General features: G+C 49.8%; 9 protein-coding genes. All 9 read left to right on the forward strand.

The window, feature by feature from the left end; all coding sequences use genetic code 11:
- Positions 1–121 precede the first annotated feature (121 nt).
- Entirely contained in the window at positions 122–1,870 is a 1,749-nt protein-coding gene (locus NYE25_RS24795; protein WP_341147085.1) for a cache domain-containing sensor histidine kinase, read from the forward strand.
- Positions 1,848–3,068, forward strand: a complete 1,221-nt coding sequence (locus tag NYE25_RS24800) for a response regulator transcription factor (RefSeq protein ID WP_341147086.1) — start codon at positions 1,848–1,850, stop codon at positions 3,066–3,068. The genes NYE25_RS24795 and NYE25_RS24800 overlap by 23 nt, the downstream gene beginning before the upstream one ends.
- A gap of 157 nt (positions 3,069–3,225) precedes the next feature.
- On the forward strand, positions 3,226–4,449 hold the full coding sequence (locus tag NYE25_RS24805; protein ID WP_445667183.1) for an ABC transporter substrate-binding protein: 1,224 nt from the start codon (positions 3,226–3,228) through the stop codon (positions 4,447–4,449).
- A gap of 62 nt (positions 4,450–4,511) precedes the next feature.
- Positions 4,512–5,465, forward strand: coding sequence for a carbohydrate ABC transporter permease (locus NYE25_RS24810; RefSeq protein ID WP_076286178.1), 954 nt, complete (start codon positions 4,512–4,514; stop codon positions 5,463–5,465).
- Positions 5,462–6,274, forward strand: coding sequence for a carbohydrate ABC transporter permease (locus tag NYE25_RS24815; protein ID WP_076286144.1), 813 nt, complete (start codon positions 5,462–5,464; stop codon positions 6,272–6,274). The genes NYE25_RS24810 and NYE25_RS24815 overlap by 4 nt, the downstream gene beginning before the upstream one ends.
- Before the next feature lie 79 nt (positions 6,275–6,353).
- Positions 6,354–9,509, forward strand: a complete 3,156-nt coding sequence (locus tag NYE25_RS24820) for a glycoside hydrolase family 2 TIM barrel-domain containing protein (RefSeq protein ID WP_341147088.1) — start codon at positions 6,354–6,356, stop codon at positions 9,507–9,509.
- 14 nt (positions 9,510–9,523) lie between these two features.
- Positions 9,524–10,306, forward strand: coding sequence for an SDR family NAD(P)-dependent oxidoreductase (locus tag NYE25_RS24825; RefSeq protein WP_341147089.1), 783 nt, complete (start codon positions 9,524–9,526; stop codon positions 10,304–10,306).
- Between the two features lie 54 nt (positions 10,307–10,360).
- Positions 10,361–11,761 (forward strand): aminomethyl-transferring glycine dehydrogenase subunit GcvPA, encoded by a 1,401-nt coding sequence (gene gcvPA, locus NYE25_RS24830; protein ID WP_341147090.1) that lies wholly within the window; start codon positions 10,361–10,363, stop codon positions 11,759–11,761.
- A 26-nt stretch (positions 11,762–11,787) separates the two neighbouring features.
- Complete coding sequence (gene gcvPB, locus NYE25_RS24835) at positions 11,788–13,347, forward strand: aminomethyl-transferring glycine dehydrogenase subunit GcvPB (protein ID WP_341147091.1); 1,560 nt, start codon at positions 11,788–11,790, stop codon at positions 13,345–13,347.
- Positions 13,348–13,359 lie beyond the last annotated feature (12 nt).

Below are 13,359 nucleotides of genomic sequence, written 5' to 3' on the forward strand. Positions count from 1 at the left end.
TCCTGGTCAAGATCGGCGTGAGGGGAAGTGCTTTCCCATTTTCCGAGATATTCCCGAGTGTGCCAGTCCGTGCTACACTTCAACTATAAAAATGAAATTTATAAGGCGGGGATGAGAAGTCATGTGGAGTTATTTCTTTAAGAAGTTATATCATCGCTTCTCTATTCGCTCTTATTTCAGCATCCGGACTAAGCTGCTCTTTTGCTTTCTTATTGTCGCGATTATTCCGCTACTGTCACTGGGAGCCTTGAACTATTATCAATCCGCTATAGTCATCAACTCTCAATTCGGGAAATACGGGGAGAACACCGTGGCACAACTTGATCAGCAGATCAGCTCCGCTTTGAACCGGATGAATCAGACGACAGGAACAATCTATTCGTATCTCCTTGATCCTGCACGGGTGGGACTAGGTGATCACGTTCCAACTACGTATCAGGAGATTATGGATAAAGATGACTTCGAGGCGCTGCTTAAATCACTTAAGACGGATCTGACAAGAGGTATTTATCTGATTACCCGCTCTGGCTATTACTATGGAGAGAATAATCTGGATGTCAGTAAGCTTAATGATATCCCCGCCTGGCGGGCCATTACTTATTCATCTAAAGGGCCCTATTGGCTGGGCTTCTATCCTATGAATCATGGCATGGAAGCTTCGGATACCGGAGAACCTATACTGGGGCTCGCTGTACGGATTAATAATCCGGCTGGAACCCAGCATGGAAGCACAATCTTAATAGAAGAGAATGCGCAGGTTCTTCTTGATATGTTCCATATGTTTGAGGAAGATACCAAAGCGCATTTGACGATAACTGGTTCTGAAGGGCAACCCATTTACCAGTCAGATTCTCCATTCACTCCAGACGATAGTGACGTGGTGTGGAATAGGACACTGGCAGCCAACGGATGGAAGATTGAAGCAAGGCTGCCGGCCAAAGCATTTTATTTTTCCTCGAGCCTGATCCGCTCCAACACAGTACTTGTAGCCATTGTTTCTTGTCTGCTTGCCTTTGGGTTAGCTTATATATTCTCATCGAAATTCACAGCTCGAATTCGCAGGCTGAAAGACTCGATGCAGAAGGTCAGCTTTGGCAAGCTACACACGAGGACCCTGGTGGAAGGCAAGGATGAACTCGGCAGCCTGGATACCAGCTTCAACCGTATGGTGGGGGGAATTCAATCCCTTGTGCAGGAAGTGGAGCAGAGTGAGCGGCTGAAGAAGGAGGCCGAGCTTAAGGCATTTCACTACCAAATTAATCCACACCTGCTCTTCAATACGCTGAATTCTATCCAGTGGAAGGCAAGGCTCCAAGGGGCAGAGGATATCCGCCAGATGCTCTATCATCTGACGATGGTGCTCGAAGGTAATCTGGATATCTCTCAGGAGTTGATCACGTTAGGCCGTGAACTCCGCATGATTGAGCATTTTCTGAAAATACAAGAGATCCGTTACGGGTCCGCATTCAGTTATGAACAGACCTGTGACGAAGAGCTTAAGCCGTATCTGATTCCTCGTATGACCCTTCAGCCGCTCTTCGAGAACATCTTTTTTCATGGATTTGAAGATGGGGAGGGTAACATCTCGTTAAGTGTACGGGAGGAAGGCGATCATCTGTTATTAACATTGTCTGATGACGGTGCAGGGATCACTGAAGAGAAGCTGAAGGCGCTTATGCGTGCAAAGCCGGAAAGCAAACCGAAGGGACGCGGAGGACTCGGTGTTCAGAACGCGAATCAGAAGTTCAAGCTTCATTTCGGACAGCAGTATGGATTGACGGTGCATTCTACGAAAGGTGAAGGCACTACTATCGTAATTCGGTGGCCCAAGAAGGAGGAGAGTCCGCATGGAGACAACCAAGACCATTAAAGTGTTAATTGCAGATGATGAGAGTATCGTGCGAAAAGGACTTCGCTCTACAATTCCTTGGCATAAGTATGGGATGGAAGTGGTGGCTGATGCGCCGAACGGCCTTAAAGCTTGGGAGGCCTATCAGATTCACCTGCCTCAAATAGTGATTACCGATATCGTCATGCCGGAGATGAATGGGATTGAACTGTTACGCAAAGTTAAAGAGGTCGATAAGGATACCCGGATTATTCTGCTGAGCTGTCACCGTGACTTCGAATTTGCTCAGCAAGGAATTAAGCTTGGGGCTTCAGGATATCTGCTTAAGACGGCCTTTGAAGATGAAGAGCTGGAAGGAATGCTGGAGAAGTTCCAGAGGGAGCTGACATCGTCTGCTCCCGTAGCGGATGCTGAAACAAGCGAAATCTATGGAGAACGTCTAGGCTCTCTCTTGTTTGCCTGGCAGAGTGGACACAGCAGCAAATTTGTTGACGAAATAGATAAGCTCATTAGGGAGAAGCTGCCGCTGAATAGGGAACCCTTGTACATTTATCTGATCAAGACCTGTGGATGCGATTGTACTTACCTGGATCTCGTCAAGCTTAATGAGGATGAGAATAGCCGTATGCGCCACAGCGCATCTGTTATCATCCCTTACGGTGAGGACCTTTGCTACTGGATTGTACCTGGTGACGAGCTGGAGATTGCGGACAGTCTGCTCGTTCAGATGAAAAGCCAAATCGAGAAGCTGAAGTGGGCCAAGAGAGGACCGCTGGGCAACGCTGAAGATTTAAGCAAGGCCTTCATGGCGCTTCACAAGGAAGCGGAAGTGGAGAAGCTGCATGGTATTTCGTCTCAGGACTGGCCTGAACCGATCTGGAAGGCCGTGAAGCTTTTGCATGAGAACCCTGGAGCGGATTGGTCGGTTAGCGATTTGGCGAGCCAGGTGGGACTTAGCCGAAGCCATTTCTCGATCCTATTTAAGAAGACGGTTGGCGACAGCTTTGTGGCTTTTCAATATAAAAGAAAGCTTAAGCTTGCCAAGGCATTGCTGCGGGATACGCAGTTGACGATGCAGGATATTGCGGAGCGGACAGGGCTTGGCGACAGCAAATATTTCAGCAAATGGTTCAAGCGCTGCACGGGTCAGACGCCTAGTCATTACCGAATACAACAAAAAGACGCCGTGATTCGAACAGATGGACACCCCGATCTGTAAATCGAACAAAAGTACGCAAACATTCGAATAGATATCGGTTTTGAACCGCTTTCATAAAAGTTAATATGAAAGCGGTTCAATTATTATTACCTCATTCAAAGGGGAGGCTGCCACAGTGAAAAAGAAAATTTCTCTTATTGTACTTGCCACTACGTTAATGGCAACTATGGTCACAGCTTGCGGGGGGAACAGTGAGCCTTCATCATCCACAGGTGCTGCAGGCTCAGGGGAGACGAAGACGCTTCGTTTTGCGACATGGGATACCGGAGACGCGCTCAAGATTGAGCAAGACATCGCCAAGAAATTTGAAGCAGCCCATCCGGGTACGAAGGTTCAGGTAGAGGCTTATGCAGACGGTTTTGACCAGAAGCTTGCCGCCGGATTCGGGGCAACCAATCCGCCAGATGTGATGTATATGTGGGATTTTCCGACCTATCATCAATCCCTGGAACCACTGGACAGCTATTCGAGCAAAGATAAAGAATTGAACATCGAAGATTTCTATCCGGGATTGTTCAACTATGGAAAAATTGACGGCAAGCTATATGGCATTCCGGCAGGATTCACCACACGCGTCGTCTATTACAACAAGAAGTTGTTCGATGATGCCAAGATCCCTTATCCGAAGGATGGATGGACATGGGCGGAGTTCCAGGACATCGCGGCCAAGCTCAGCGATAAGTCGAAGAAGCAGTACGGGTTCGGGGTTCGCGCAGAGAACGATACGTATGACCTTCAGAGCTTCGTATGGAGCAACGGAAGCTCGTTCATCTCTGATGATGGCAAAACGATTGAAGGATTTATGAACAGCAAAGAGACAGCTGAGTCCATCCAGATGCTCGGCGACATGGTTAAGAACGGCTCGGCTGTGCTGACCGGAGGCAAAGGCCAGCAGAGCGGAGATGACATTTTTAAAGCGGGTAAAATCGCTATGTGGGAGAGCGGTATCTGGCCGCTGGAATCGTTCAAGACAGCAGGCATAAATGTAGGTACGGTCGAAATCCCGGCGTTCCCGGGCAAACCGGTCAAAGGCGTGCTCGCGGAGTCCGCTTTGTCCATCGCCAAGGATTCGAAGCAGAAAGATCTGGCCTGGGAATTCGTGAAATTCTATGTGTCTAATGATTCGATCAAGATGCGTGTGGCAGATCTGCCTGTAAGGGTCAGTGTCGTAAACGAGCTGAAGAAAGATCAGGATCCGCTCTATAAACCGTATTACACGATGCTGGAACGCTCCAGCAATACACCTGCGTTCCTGCTCAATCCGAAATGGAATGAAGTGAACCGCCAGCTCTCTGCTGCGGTGGAAGCGGTTATGCACGGCAGCAATGCCCAGGAAGTGCTAAATCAGGCTGTTAAAGATAGTCAACGTTATTTGAAATAACACATTTACAGAAAGAAGGTTAAGAGATGGCTCAGACCTTTCTGCATCAAGCAGGGGAGCCTATGGCCCAGCTCAAGCCTACACGAAAACGTAGTTGGGGTAGGGCTGTTCCCTACCTCTTCATTTTTCCTTGGATCTTCGGATTCCTCGTGTTCACCTTGGGGCCATTGTTATTTTCCCTTATCATCTCTTTTTTTGATTGGCCGATTGTCGGCGAAGTGCACTTTATCGGGTTTGGCAATTATGCGGAAATGTTTACGGATGACCCGTTATTCTGGACCTCACTCGGGGTCACCCTCAAATTTGCGGCTCTGTTCGTTCCATTGAACATCATTGTGGCGCTTGGGCTTGCGATTCTCCTGAATCAGAAGACAAGGGGCAGTGCTATATTTCGAACCGCCTTTTATATTCCCTCTGTTATATCTGGTGTCGCTCTGGCTATGATCTGGTCTTGGGTGTACAGCGGTGATTATGGGATTCTGAATTACTTCCTGTCCCTGATCGGAATTCAGGGCCCTGATTGGCTCAACGATAAGCAATGGTCATTAGTAGCGATGGTGGTCGCAAGTCTCTGGGGACAAGGCTCGATGATGCTGATCTTTCTGGCTGGCCTCAAAGGGATTCCGAGAGATCTTTATGAATCCGCTTCCATTGATGGGGCAGGTAAGCTCAGACAATTCTTCAGTGTGACGATTCCGATGATCACTCCGACGATTTTATTTAACTTAATTACATCCATCATTGCAGCCTTCCAGCAGCTGACCCTGGCTTTATTGCTGACCGGAGGCGGTCCAATGAAAGCAACCTATTTTTATGCCATGTACATGTATGAGAATGCGTTTAAGTATTTCAAAATGGGATATTCGGCAGCTAACGCCTGGTTCATGTTCCTGATCGTGCTCGGCTTGACCTTTCTTGTGTTCAAATCCTCGGAAGCCTGGGTGTTCTACGAAGGTGAAATGAAGAAGAATCCTCAGGAGAAGCTGAAGGCTCAAGGAAGGAGACGTTCTTTGTGAAGAAAATACTCGTATACGTCCTGCTGCTCTTTTTTTCACTGTTGTTCATAGCCCCGCTGTTCTGGGCGGTTACGACTGCGCTCAAGTCACAGTCCGAGCTGTATCTTTTTCCACCTAAATGGATTCCTTCTGTATGGAAGTTCAGCAATTTTGCAGAGGCGTGGAACATTCAACCTTTCAATATGTTTCTGAAAAACACACTGATTATTACCATCCTGTCGACGTTTGGTCAACTGATTTCATGCACGCTCGTAGCCTATGGATTCGCCAGATTTCAGTTCAAGGGCAGGGACTTTCTGTTCCTGGTTGTGTTGGCAACCATGATGATTCCCTGGGAAGTCACTATGATCCCGCAGTATATGCTGTTCAACGTTCTGGGATGGATTAATACGCTCAAAGCTCTTATTGTACCGTCTTTCTTCGGGTCCGCCTATTTCATTTTCCTGCTGCGGCAGTTCATTCTCACCATCCCGCGGGAGCTAGACGAAGCAGCTACAATCGACGGAGCCAATAAGCTGACCGTATTAACACGGATTATTGTCCCGCTGATGGGGCCTTCGCTGATCCTGGTCGCTGTGTTCCAGGTTATGGGATGTTGGAATGATTATCTGGGTCCGCTCATTTTCCTTAACGACCAGACGAAATACACATTGACCCTAGGGCTCTCACAGTTCAAAGGGATGTACGGTGTGGATATGCAGTCCATTATGGCGATTACAGTTCTGATCTCGATTCCGCCGCTGGCAATCTTCTTTTTCGCTCAACGCTACATCGTTGGCGGCATTGCGACTACGGGCATTAAAGGTTAATTCGCCGCAGCGGGTTCGGAAAATCTAATAACAGCACACAGCGCAGAGTAGAGTAGAGAAAAGAGAGGAGAAATGAACCATGTCACAGCAAACTATCAGGAGGGATTGGGATGATCTTGGCATCCTTCAGCGAGGGCGGGCCAAAAGCCGGGCCTACTTCATCCCCTATTCTGACTGGTCAGGGGCACTAACTTACAATAGGGGAAGCTCCCCCTGGTTCAAATCCTTGAATGGCATATGGAAGTTCAATTATGCAAAAGGGCCAAAGTGGGCTCCGGATTATTTCTACGAGGAGGCGTATGATACTTCCGGCTGGGATGAGATTCAGGTTCCGGGGCACTGGCAGCTACAGGGATACGGAACTCCACATTATACGGACCTATATTATCCGTTTCCGGCAGACCCCCCGCATGTGCCTGACGAGAATCCGACAGGCAGTTATGTTAGAGAGTTCATGCTGCCTGAATCCTGGAACGGACGGAATGTCGCCATTAAGTTCGACGGGGTGGATAGTGCGTTTCATATCTGGGTAAACGGCAAACCGGTCGGATACAGTCAGGGCAGCCGCCTAACCTCAGAATTCGATCTCACTCCTTATGTGAAACCGGGCCACAATACTTTAGCCGTTAGAGTGTACCAATGGTCGGACGGCAGTTATCTGGAAGATCAGGATATGTGGTGGATGAGCGGAATTTTTAGAGATGTGTATCTGCTCTCCGAGCCGTCTTCGCTCCGCATTGCCGATTATCGGATTATAACGGAACTGGATGAATCAAGCCGTGATGGGATCTTGTCTGTTCATGTGAACATACAAGGGGAAGCTGCTGAACAGGGCAGTCTGCGGCTTGAACTGCTTAAACGAAGTGGTGAATCTGTTGCATGGGCTGAGGATCGGGTTACTGCAGGAAAGAATGTGCAGCTTATAATGCCGGTAGGACAGCCGGAACTGTGGAGTGCGGAATCCCCCAATTTGTACCATCTGAAGATCACTTTGTTGGATGAAAGTGGAGATACGGTAGAGATGACGGCTCAGCGGGTTGGATTCCGCACAGTTGAGGTGCGCGGCGGACAATTCCTGGTGAATGGAAAGGCGATTCAACTCAAAGGAGTCAACCGTCACGATCATCACCCGGATACAGGTCGCACAGTCACCGTCTCCACCATGCTACAGGACATCAAGATGATGAAGCAGCACAATATTAACGCTGTAAGAACCGCGCACTACCCGAATGATCCCCGGTTCTATGATCTGTGTGATGAGTACGGCTTATATGTTATGGAAGAGACCGATCTGGAGACACACGGATTCGAACTGCTAGGCAACATTTCCAGACTCAGCGATGATCCTGCCTGGCAGGAAGCCTACGTGGAGCGCGTTCAGCGAATGGTTGAGCGCGACAAGAATCATCCTTCCGTGATCTTCTGGTCGCTTGGGAATGAGTCCGGCTTCGGCTGCAATTTCCGGGCGATGGCGCAGTGGTGCAGAGAAGCTGACCCAACACGGCTTATTCATTACGAAGAAGATCGCGAAGCTGAGGTCTGTGATGTGGTAAGCACGATGTACTCCTCCGTTGAGAAGATGGAAGGCTTCGGTCAGTTGACTGATCATCCGAAGCCGCATATTCTGTGTGAATTCGCGCATGCCATGGGCAACGGCCCCGGTGGATTAAGACCTTATTTTGATACTTTTGACAAGTACGATAGACTGCAGGGCGGCTTTGTGTGGGAATGGATTGACCACGGGCTGAGCTGGAAGACGGCGGATGGGAAGGCTGATTATGCTTATGGCGGGGACTTCGGGGATGTGCCCAATAACAGCAACTTCGTCATAGATGGTCTAGTCCGGCCGGACCGAACGCCATCACCGGGCCTGCTTGAATATAAGAAAATTATCGAGCCGGTTCGCGTCGAGTATATAAGCAGGAACAAGGTTAATGTGATTAACCGCTATGATTTCCTGACACTGGATCACCTATATGCTGATTGGAGCATTACCATGGATGGACGTACCGTTCAAAGCGGGGTTCTTGCACTGCCAGAGATTGAAGCGGGCGGACAGGCAGAAGTGGAGATTCCTTATGACCACAGTCTTGATGCTCTCCTTCGCAGTGAGGATGCGGAACAGTGGCTGAACATCAGCTTCTCGATCGCCGCTGACTGTCTTTGGGCGGAGCAGGGGCATGAAGTGGCTTGGGCTCAGTTTCTAATGCAGGATGAGTTGGGAAATCGTGTTGGCGAAAATCATACAGGGCATTCAGATGACCATTCCAATGCTGCTATTGGGATGAGAAGTCAGCAGATCAGGCGGAATCTTCACTGCACAGAAGCTGCTGGACAGATCATTCTCGCAAATGAGGACTTCCGGATGATCTTTGACACGCGGAGCGGGCGAATCGATTCGCTTCGTCTGAATGGCAAGGAACTAATGAAAGCCGGACCGCGGCTGAATTTCTGGCGTGCACCGATCGACAATGACATGTATGTGCTACCGGACTGGCGCAAAGCACACCTGGACCGGCTAACAGAACGTGTTGATGAGGTTAGCTGGGCCTGGCTTGATGAAGGGAACATCCGCATCACTGTGAGTTCAAGGATTGCTCCGCCAGTTTTTGATTGGGGTTTCCGGTGTGTAAACACCTATACCGTAAACAGTATAGGGCAAATCACTATGGATGTGCAGGGCACACCGGAGGGCAAGCCGCCAGAAATGCTGCCTAAGATTGGACTTCAGATGGAGATTCCAGGCGACATGGATCGAGTGAAATGGTATGGCCGGGGACCTGGTGAGAATTATTCGGACAGCAAAGAGGCATGCCGTGTTGGAGTGTACACAGCTTCAATTGATGGACTATTCACTCCATATATATATCCGCAGGAGAATGGGAACCGGATGGATGTCAGATGGTTATCCGTCACAGACGCATCCGGACTTGGTCTACTTGCTGCAGGTAGTCCGACGCTTGAATTCAGCGCGCGCCGTTATACGGACAAGGATCTTGAAGAGGCACAACATGCAAGCGAGCTTGTTCCGCGTGACTTCGTCACGCTGAATCTGGATTACCGGCAGAATGGGCTGGGCAGCAACAGTTGTGGACCTGCCCAGATGCCGGATCATAAGGTAACATCGGAAGCTTTTACATTCCGTATTCTGCTCACTCCGTTTTTATCAGAAGATACCACGCCAGAGTGGCTTGGTAGACAAATGCTGTACGGGTTACCACAATCGCATCAATGAGAGGAGGGGACAGCATGCTCCACACAAAGGATGTACTCAATTTAAGCGGAAAGATAGCTGTTGTTACCGGAGGTGCTTCAGGTATTGGCCTTGCTACGGCCGGACTGCTTGCGGATTTCGGAGCACATGTGGTTGTGCTGGACATCAATGTAAGGCAAGGGGAGCAGGCTGTTCATGAGATGATAGAGCGGGGAAGGAAAGCAAGCTTCCACCGCTGCGATGTCTCCTCTTCGGAGGACTGTAAGCGTGCTGCCTCAGAGATTGAGAACGCGTACGGCAAAGTCGATATTCTGTTCAATAATGCGGGGATTATCCGCCGTAAGACCGTTGTCGAGCTTGAGGAAGCCGACTGGGATCTGGTAATGGATGTATCACTTAAGGGAGTTTATCTACTCTCCAAATATATAATCCCGGTGATGGAGCACGGAGGCGGTGGCAGTATCATTAATACCGGCTCCGGCTGGGGCCTTAAAGGCGGGGACCGTGCCGCTTCCTACTGTGCAGCCAAGGCTGGAGTGGTCAATCTCACCCGAGCCATGGCCATTGACCACGGTCCCGCGAACATTCGCGTGAACTGCGTGTCCCCAGGCGACACGGATACGCCGCTTTTACGCGATGAAGCCAAGCAGCTTCAACAGGACGAAGCTACCTTCCTCGTAGCCTCTGCTGGGGGACGTCCATTGGAGCGATTGGGTACACCACGTGATATCGCAAATGCGGTATTGTTCCTAGCTAGCGATCTGTCTTCCTGGGTCACCGGAAGCGTACTTGTTGTGGATGGCGGCGGCATTGCCTAACGGTTAAAGAAATAAATACTTTAAATCAACCTTTTAAGGACGGAGGCGTTAACCTTGTCTGAACACAGAACTTATGCCCATCCCTATATCCCGAATACAGCACCGGAAGTCCGTGAGGCATTGCTGAAGGAAATCGGCCTGAGCTCCGTCGACCAGCTGCATGATGCAATTCCAGACAGTCTGAAGCTTAAGCGGGAGATGAATCTTCCTCCAGCTATGAATGAATATGAGCTTCGTCGACATATCGAGGCTCTGCTTGCGAAGAACAAGCATGGCGCCGATTATATCAACTTTCTCGGGGCTGGCTGCTGGCAGCATTTCGTTCCGGCTGTATGCGACGAAATTAATCAGCGCTCGGAGTTCGTGACGGCTTATGCAGGAGAGCCTTACGAAGACCACGGCCGATTTCAGTCCTTGTTCGAGTATCAGAGCCTGATGGCCGAACTCGTCGATATGGACGTAGTTAACGTCCCTACCTTCGACTGGGCACAGGCCGCCTCCACGGCCATCCGAATGGCTGGCCGGATTACAGGCCGCAGGATTGCGCTGCTCTCCAGATCCGTCGATCCGGATAAAGCCAAGATCATTACCAATTACTGTACACCTGTAATGGAGATTAGGTACGTGGAGATTGATCCGGTGACAGGAAAAATAGATTTGGATGATCTGCAGGGCAAGCTTGAGGAAGGAACGGCGGCGTTCTACTTCGAGAATCCAGGTTATCTCGGAATTATTGAGGATCAGGGTGCTGAAATATCTGAGCTTGTGCACGCGGTAAATGCTATCTCTATTGTGGGCGTTGATCCGATCTCCCTTGGCGTACTGGAACCTCCAAGCCGCTACGGTGCTGATATTGTCTGTGGAGATTTGCAGCCGCTGGGCATGCATATGAACTATGGTGGGGGTCAAGCCGGATTCATCGCTACCCGGGATGAAGAGACTTATGTGATGGAATATCCGTCCCGCCTGTTCGGTATTGTTCCTACTGAAGTGGAAGGTGAATATGGCTTCGGTGATGTAGCCTATGAGCGTACATCCTTTGCCCAACGGGAGAAGGGGAAGGAGTCGGTGGGAACACAGACAGCCCTGTGGGGAATTACCGCCGGAGTCTATCTATCCCTGCTTGGACCAGTGGGGATGCAGGAAGTAGGGGAGACCATTATTCAGAAATCTCAATATGCGGCGAATAAGCTGTGTGCCATTCCCGGGATCTCTTTGCGCTTTAAAGATACAGCCTTTTTCAAAGAATTTGTCTTAGATTTCAACGAGACTGGAATATCTGTTGCTGAGATTAACAAGCGTCTTTTGGAAGTAGGGATTTTCGGAGGAAAGGATCTATCCTCCGCCTATCCCCAGTGGGGACAATGTGCTCTATACTGCGTAACTGAAATTCATATGCAGGCAGATCTGGACCGGCTTGCCTCAGCTATCGAGAACATTGTCTGCAAGAATTAATAGTACAGAAGAGTAGGAGGAAAGCCATGAAACGGATTCGTAGAGATCATAAGGTGCGCCGCTTTCACCAGGCCAAATGGGATGAACCGGTGATCTTCGAGCTTCACCGATCGGGTGAGCGCGGAGTGATCCCGCCGGGCACCGAGGCTGGGATTGCCGAGGTTGTCGGTCAAGGCTCCGCCCGAATTCCATCAGCGATGCGGCGAAAAGAAGCACCGGCGCTGCCCGAGATCAGTCAGGCCAAAGTTCTTAGGCATTATTTAAGACTCTCTCAAGAGACTTTGGGTTCCGACCTTAATGTAGAGATCGGACAGGGGACATGTACTATGAAATATATTCCCCGTATCAATGAAATGCTTATACGTACCCCAAATCTGATGGAACTGCATCCTCTGCAGGATGCTGGATCCGTTCAAGGAATTCTGGAAATCTACTATAGGCTGGACCAGGCGATGCGTGAAATATCAGGGATGAATGCTTTCTCGTTCCAGCCAAGCAGTGGCACCCAGGCCTTGCTGGCCATGGCTTCCATTGTACGCGCATATCATGATTCACGTGGCGAGGGAGAACAGCGGGATGAGATCATTACGACGATCTTTTCACATCCGTCCCAAGCGGCGACCGCAGCTGTTAAAGGATATAAGATTATTACACTGCATCCTGACGAAGACGGATTCCCGGATCTGGAGAAGCTGAAGAATGCCATTTCTGAACGCACGGCGGGTTTCGTCGTGGCCAATCCGGAAGACACAGGTATATACAATCATCGTATCCGTGAGTTCACGGACGTGGTTCATGAAGCAGGAGGAATCTGCTTCTACGATCAGGCGAACGCGAATGGGCTGCTGGGTATCACCCGGGCCAAGGAAGCCGGTTTTGACATGTGTTTCTTCAACCTGCATAAGACCTTTGCCGCACCTCACATGTGTGGAGGGCCGGCTACAGGCGCTCTTGGGGTAACCGATTCCCTTAAGCGTTTCCTGCCCGGTCCGCTTGTTGACTGGGACGGCAGTCGTTATGTCCTTGTAGAGCAAAGCGGTGATAGCATCGGCAAAGTCCGCAGCTTCCACGGCGTGGCCCAGACTGTACTTCGTTCCTACGCTTGGATTATGAGTCTGGGGCCAGACGGTCTTAAGAATGTGGCCCAAATCGCTGTATTGAATAATAACTACCTGTATCACAAAATTCTGCAAATCCGCGGAGCCAGCGCTCCTTACATCAAAGGTCGACGTCTTGAACAGGTAAGGTACAGTTGGAAGCAGCTTACGGATGAGACTGGGGTAACGACAGAAGACATCACCCGCCGGATGTGTGATTTCGGCCTGCATTATTGGACTTCCCATCATCCGTACATCGTTCCGCAGCCGTTCACCCTGGAGCCGACTGAATCTTATTCGAAGGAAGATCTTGATGAATATATCGAGGCGCTGACCCATATTTCGAATGAAGCTTACACGCAGCCGCATATCGTCAAATTAGCTCCGCACAACAGCACCGTTCACCGGAATGTGGAATCTTCTCTTGATGATCCTGCAAAGTGGTGTATTACATGGCGGGCTTATCTAAAGAAGACACAGCCGGAATAGGGCTTGGTCCCT

Source organism: Paenibacillus sp. FSL E2-8871, from assembly GCF_038000345.1.
In the GTDB taxonomy this organism is placed as follows: Bacteria; Bacillota; Bacilli; order Paenibacillales; family Paenibacillaceae; genus Paenibacillus_AQ.

What these genes read in the sequence shown, in the direction of transcription:
- NYE25_RS24795 (WP_341147085.1), top strand. Translation starts at nt 122, where the DNA reads ATGTGGAGTTATTTCTTTAAGAAGTTATATCATCGCTTCTCTATTCGC.
- NYE25_RS24800 (WP_341147086.1), top strand. Translation starts at nt 1,848, where the DNA reads ATGGAGACAACCAAGACCATTAAAGTGTTAATTGCAGATGATGAGAGT.
- NYE25_RS24805 (WP_445667183.1), top strand. Translation starts at nt 3,226, where the DNA reads ATGGCAACTATGGTCACAGCTTGCGGGGGGAACAGTGAGCCTTCATCA.
- NYE25_RS24810 (WP_076286178.1), top strand. Translation starts at nt 4,512, where the DNA reads ATGGCCCAGCTCAAGCCTACACGAAAACGTAGTTGGGGTAGGGCTGTT.
- NYE25_RS24820 (WP_341147088.1), top strand. Translation starts at nt 6,354, where the DNA reads ATGTCACAGCAAACTATCAGGAGGGATTGGGATGATCTTGGCATCCTT.
- NYE25_RS24825 (WP_341147089.1), top strand. Translation starts at nt 9,524, where the DNA reads ATGCTCCACACAAAGGATGTACTCAATTTAAGCGGAAAGATAGCTGTT.
- gcvPB (WP_341147091.1), top strand. Translation starts at nt 11,788, where the DNA reads ATGAAACGGATTCGTAGAGATCATAAGGTGCGCCGCTTTCACCAGGCC.